General features: G+C 61.6%; 5 protein-coding genes. 2 read left to right on the forward strand and 3 right to left on the reverse strand.

Annotation, left to right across the window (positions count from 1 at the left end; translation table 11 throughout):
- Positions 1–154, forward strand: a 154-nt coding sequence (locus ACTOXK_RS11725; RefSeq protein ID WP_482279974.1) for an ATP-binding protein, incomplete at its 5' end; no start/stop codon positions are given.
- Positions 155–215: 61 nt separating this feature from the next.
- Positions 216–920: a response regulator transcription factor gene (locus tag ACTOXK_RS11730; RefSeq protein WP_286142432.1), complete on the forward strand. Its 705-nt coding sequence runs from the start codon at positions 216–218 to the stop codon at positions 918–920.
- 104 nt (positions 921–1,024) lie between these two features.
- Here ACTOXK_RS11730 and ACTOXK_RS11735 read toward each other — a convergent pair whose 3' ends face one another.
- From ACTOXK_RS11735 to ACTOXK_RS11745, 3 genes are all read right to left on the reverse strand, one after another.
- Positions 1,025–2,557, reverse strand: coding sequence for a DUF8451 domain-containing protein (locus ACTOXK_RS11735; RefSeq protein WP_286142433.1), 1,533 nt, complete (start codon positions 2,555–2,557; stop codon positions 1,025–1,027).
- A 329-nt stretch (positions 2,558–2,886) separates the two neighbouring features.
- Complete coding sequence (locus ACTOXK_RS11740; RefSeq protein WP_286142434.1) at positions 2,887–3,516, reverse strand: GNAT family N-acetyltransferase; 630 nt, start codon at positions 3,514–3,516, stop codon at positions 2,887–2,889.
- 86 nt (positions 3,517–3,602) lie between these two features.
- Positions 3,603–4,547: PDDEXK nuclease domain-containing protein (locus ACTOXK_RS11745; RefSeq protein ID WP_482279973.1), on the reverse strand; the 945-nt coding region annotated here is incomplete at its 5' end.

A 4,547-nucleotide genomic window follows, 5' to 3' on the forward strand; every position in this document is an offset into this window, starting at 1 on the left:
GGGCACGGGGCTGGGCCTGGCTGTGGTGCGCGACCTGACCGAGCTGCACGGGGGAACGGTCGCCGTGGAAAGTCGCGTGAAGGAGGGCAGCACCTTCACGGTGCGCATCCCCCACGTTCCCGTGCCGCAGGAATGGGACAGTCTTGCCGGGTAAGGTTGCCCCAATGGAGGGAGCATACCGCTCCAGCTTTAGACGGCCATGACGAAGGAGGGCGATGGTGGCGAAGATTCTGCTCGTCGACGACGAGCCGCGCATCGAGAAGCTGGTGCGCGACATGGTAGAGGGCGCCGGTTATGAGTTCGCCTACGCCGAGAACGGCGCGGACGCGCTGGCGCTCGTGGGGAGGATCGCGCCCGACCTTGTCATCATGGACGTGATGATGCCGAAGATGGACGGCTTCACCGCCTGTCGCGAGCTGCGGGCCCGGGGCGTCACGGTGCCGGTCATCTTCCTGTCGGCCAAGGGCGACATCGTGGACAAGGGCGTGGGATTTGCCGCCGGGGGCGATGACTACATGGTGAAGCCCTTCGACCCCCGCGAGCTCATGATGCACATCGAGGCGCATCTGCGCCGCGCCGCCATGCGCCCCGTCGCCGCGCCGGCCACCGGCACCATCGCCGTGGGACGCCTGGAGCTCGACATGGCCCAGCACCGGGCCACTCTCGGTGGCAAGCCTGTGGCGCTCACCCCGAAGGAGTTCAAGATCTTGGCCGCTCTAGCCGCGACCCCCGGCACCGTGCTTTCCCGCGAGCAGCTGGTGGAGGCCGCCTGGGGCCCCGAGTTCGTGGGCGAGACGAGCAGCATCACCGTGTTCATCAAGAAGCTGCGGGCCAAGATAGAGGCCGACCCCACCGAGCCCCGCATCATCGAGACCGTCTGGGGCATCGGCTACCGCCTGGACCCGGAGGCCTGCGGGTAGAAGGCGTCGCTGTACGGCGGCCGCCCCGCAGGCGGGAAGCGGCGCGACCGGCGGGGGGGGTGCCCCTCGGGAATGAGCTGGAGCCGGGTCGGCCAGTCGCCGGGCTACCCCTCCGATATGACGTAGCGCGTGCTGCGACCGCCCCCTTTTGGAGCGATAGCTCGCTTCTTCAGAAGGGCACCCACGACAGCTTTGGCCTTCGTCGGGCCGCAGGAGAGCAACTGCTCGACATCGCGACGGGCGAATTCTCCCCGCTCGCGAGCCATAAACAACACCGTGCGCTCTTCCGCCGAGTACCCGCGAAGGTCGGCCGCCGGCATCTCGCGAATGGGCGGCTTGTCCGCAAACGGCGCTTCTAATCCTGAGCGATGCGCCGCATCCCTGGAGGGGGCGAGCTCGTAAGCCCGATCGGCGGCGGCGCTTCCCAAATACACCGTTACGACAACGCGATCAGGGCCGAAGCTTTCCTCGGCCTCGGGCATCGGAGCTCGGGCATCCGTCGCCGCCCGCCTCATGACATCGAAGCCGCTCCCCGCCTTCTCGCAAGCGTTGATGAGCCCGAACATCTTCATGAGCGTGGGATTTCTCGCATCGGAGACGCCGCCGGCAAGCATGACATCCAGCGCAATCCGCAAACCGCCTGGATTCCCAACCTCAACCTTGTCGGGGAATCGCAGCGCAACCACACCGCGACGTCCATAGTAGTCAGCATGGACGAGACCGTTGACGAAGGCCTCGCGCACGGCGGCGTGCATTTCCGTATCGTCCACCCGCTGCAGCGATTCGCCGAGCATAAAGGGCCGCTTCACCCCTGCCGAAAGACGCGGGAGCACCTGACTCCAGAAATCAAAGATCCCGCCACTCCAGGTGCCGTCGTTGGATACAACACGATCTCGCCAGCGCGTGCCCTCACCCATTTCCCGGTAATCGAGAAAGTACTCGGGGTATTCCCGAACGATTTCGTACTCGTAGCCGAACATGAGCAGGCCGGCACGAGTGGGACGCAGCTCGTGCTCCCCTTCCACACGGCCAGCTGCATTGAGCTTAAGGAGGAGATCCTCCAAGCTCAGCCTGTTCCAGGGATGACCGGGACGCACCGCCTCCATTGTGGCGCGAAAACGCTCTACCGATTCCATGTTCAGCGCATCAAGGCCGAAGTCGTCCAAAACAAGCGCGTCGAGCGGGGATGGGCTGGCATCGCGCACCATGGCGACGATCTCGTCAGGCGAGCAGTGGTAATCTCCCTCCCCGTTGCGCCGATAGGTGCCCCGCGCTTGGTCGCCGCCCACATAAACGGGCCTGAACTGGCGAGGAGCCCGCGGCACCTGTATGCTGAGGTACGTCTTCCCGGCAACTTCGCCGAGGGCAACATCGCTGTTGGTGAGCAGATTTGCACTTACTTTCGAGGGATTGTTCACACCATCCCAAAATTTCTTGAGAAGTCTCTCGGCGCCCTCAAGCCCCTCGACAGCCAACGTGCCGTCGCTCTCCTCGCGAACGCCCAGCAAAATAATGCCACCCTCGGTATTCGCGAACGCCGAGTAGGTCTCCCACACGCTTGTCGGAACACCGCCCTTTGCCAGCTTGGCCTCGAGGCGGTTGCCCTCGCGCAGCTGTCCCAACTGCTTCCATTCCATAAGCGCTTCCTTTGCATCCGTCGGAGCTCTTCCCAAGAACAGTACACACTTTCGGTCGCTATTCGGTCGTTTCGGTCGCTATTCGGTCGTTTCGGTCGCTATTCGGTCGTTTCGGTCGCCGCGCATCATCGAGACCGTCTGGGGCATCGGCTACCGCCTGGATCCGGAGGCCTGCGGGTAGAAGGCGTCGCTTTGCGACGGACGGCCCCGCAGGCGGAAGCGCGCGACCTGCGGGGAGACCCTCGGAAACGGTGCGGGCCCAAGCCCCCATCATCCGAGGCCCCACCACCCAAGCCTCCATCACGCGAGGCCCCGCCACCTCGCTAAACCTACAGCGCCCGTTCGTACATGGACACCTGGATGTCGCCGAGGGCCGGGTAGTAGACGGTCCAGTCGCCCCGATCCTCGAAGCCGCAGGATTCGTAGAGACTGCGGGCCCGCTTATTGCGGGGGAAGGTGTCCAGGCGCAGAACCTCGAGCCCGTCGGCGCGGGAAATCTCAATGCCCCGGGTCAGAAGCTGTCGCGCGAAACCGCGACCGTGATAGGCCGGCAGCGTGGCCACCACGTGCAGCACGCCCACACACTCGGGCGCCGCATTCACAGCCCAGGGCACCGCCTCGTAGCCGGGCGACCCCTCGTGGTTCACCACCATAGCGCTCGCGATGACGGGATGGGAGCCGGCAGCGCCCTTGCCGCCTTCGGCCCGGGCGTCCATAGCCCCGCCGGCGCCCGAAGCGCACGCATCCGCTTCCACGCCCTCCCCGTCGGCATCCCCGGTGAGCACGCCGATGATCATCTGGCCGGCTTCCACCGACTCTCGCAGAAGCGCTGCGGACGGGTGGCCGCCGCGCCGCCATTGCACGTCGAAATCGGTGCCTTCCATCTGGTCAGCCATCTGCCCGTAGAATTCGAACACCGCATCCAGCTCATCGACTCGCGCCTTGCGCACCTCCAGCATCGCGCCACCCTTCCTTCACCTCAACGAAAGTCTTCCTCCCACCCTACCACGGCTTGGTGGTGTCCGAAAGCCACAACGAAGGAGCGCTAGCCAACTTCCTCTTGGAGGCCATGATGAAGCGCCGCAGCCTCTACTTCACTGGCAAGTTCCTCTTCCGAAGGGAGGTAAAGCACATACTCTGACGCAAAAAGAGCTTTATTGTCAGCCAATGCCGAATAGCGAGCAACGGTTTTGTTCTTGCCCGAGCACAGAATAATTCCGATGGGCGGATTGTCTTCGGGAAGTTTAAACTTATCCGTATAGAGCCTCACGTAAAAATCCATCTGGCCGACATCTTGGGGAGTGAGCTTCCCTGTTTTCAAATCGATGAGCACGAAACACTTCAGGAAGTAGTTGTAGAAAACCAGGTCGATGAAATAATCCTCCTCGCCATCGCTGATTCTCTTTTGACGAGCGACAAACGAGAATCCTTTTCCCAGTTCGAGAAGAAAAAGCTGGAGACGATCGATAATTGCCTGCTCTAAGTCCTTTTCTGCATAACGATTGTCCTCCGGTAAGTCCAGGAAATCGAGCACATAGGGATCTTTAATCACCTCATCGACCCGCGCTCGTGGGACAAGCGCTTTAACCTCTGTGCGCACTTCATCCTGATAAGACGATGCACCCGAAAGAAGCCTCTCGTAATAATGGGAATTGATTTGCCGCGAGAGTTGCCGAGAGCTCCAGTTTTCATTGGCAGCCTCATTCATGTAGAACTCACGCTGTTCCGCGCTTTTCAGCTTCATGATCAGACGATAGTGTGTCCAACTCAATTGTGAACGCAGTGCGTTCACAATTGGAAATGTCAGATAAAACTGTTTCATATAGTGCACATTTCGTTTGTCGAACCCCTTCCCAAATTCCTTGGTCAAACGTTCCGAAAGATATTCGATGAGACGCTTTCCGTATTCAGCGCGTTCTCCCTGTTCCTCGACAATGCGCTTCCCGATTTCCCAATAGGCTCGAACCATCTCATGATTCACTGCCGCAAG

This window comes from Adlercreutzia sp., from assembly GCF_056795635.1.

Coding starts and splice junctions, on each gene's coding strand:
- ACTOXK_RS11735 (WP_286142433.1), bottom strand. CDS start 2,557: ATGGAATGGAAGCAGTTGGGACAGCTGCGCGAGGGCAACCGCCTCGAG.
- ACTOXK_RS11730 (WP_286142432.1), top strand. CDS start 216: ATGGTGGCGAAGATTCTGCTCGTCGACGACGAGCCGCGCATCGAGAAG.
- ACTOXK_RS11740 (WP_286142434.1), bottom strand. CDS start 3,516: ATGCTGGAGGTGCGCAAGGCGCGAGTCGATGAGCTGGATGCGGTGTTC.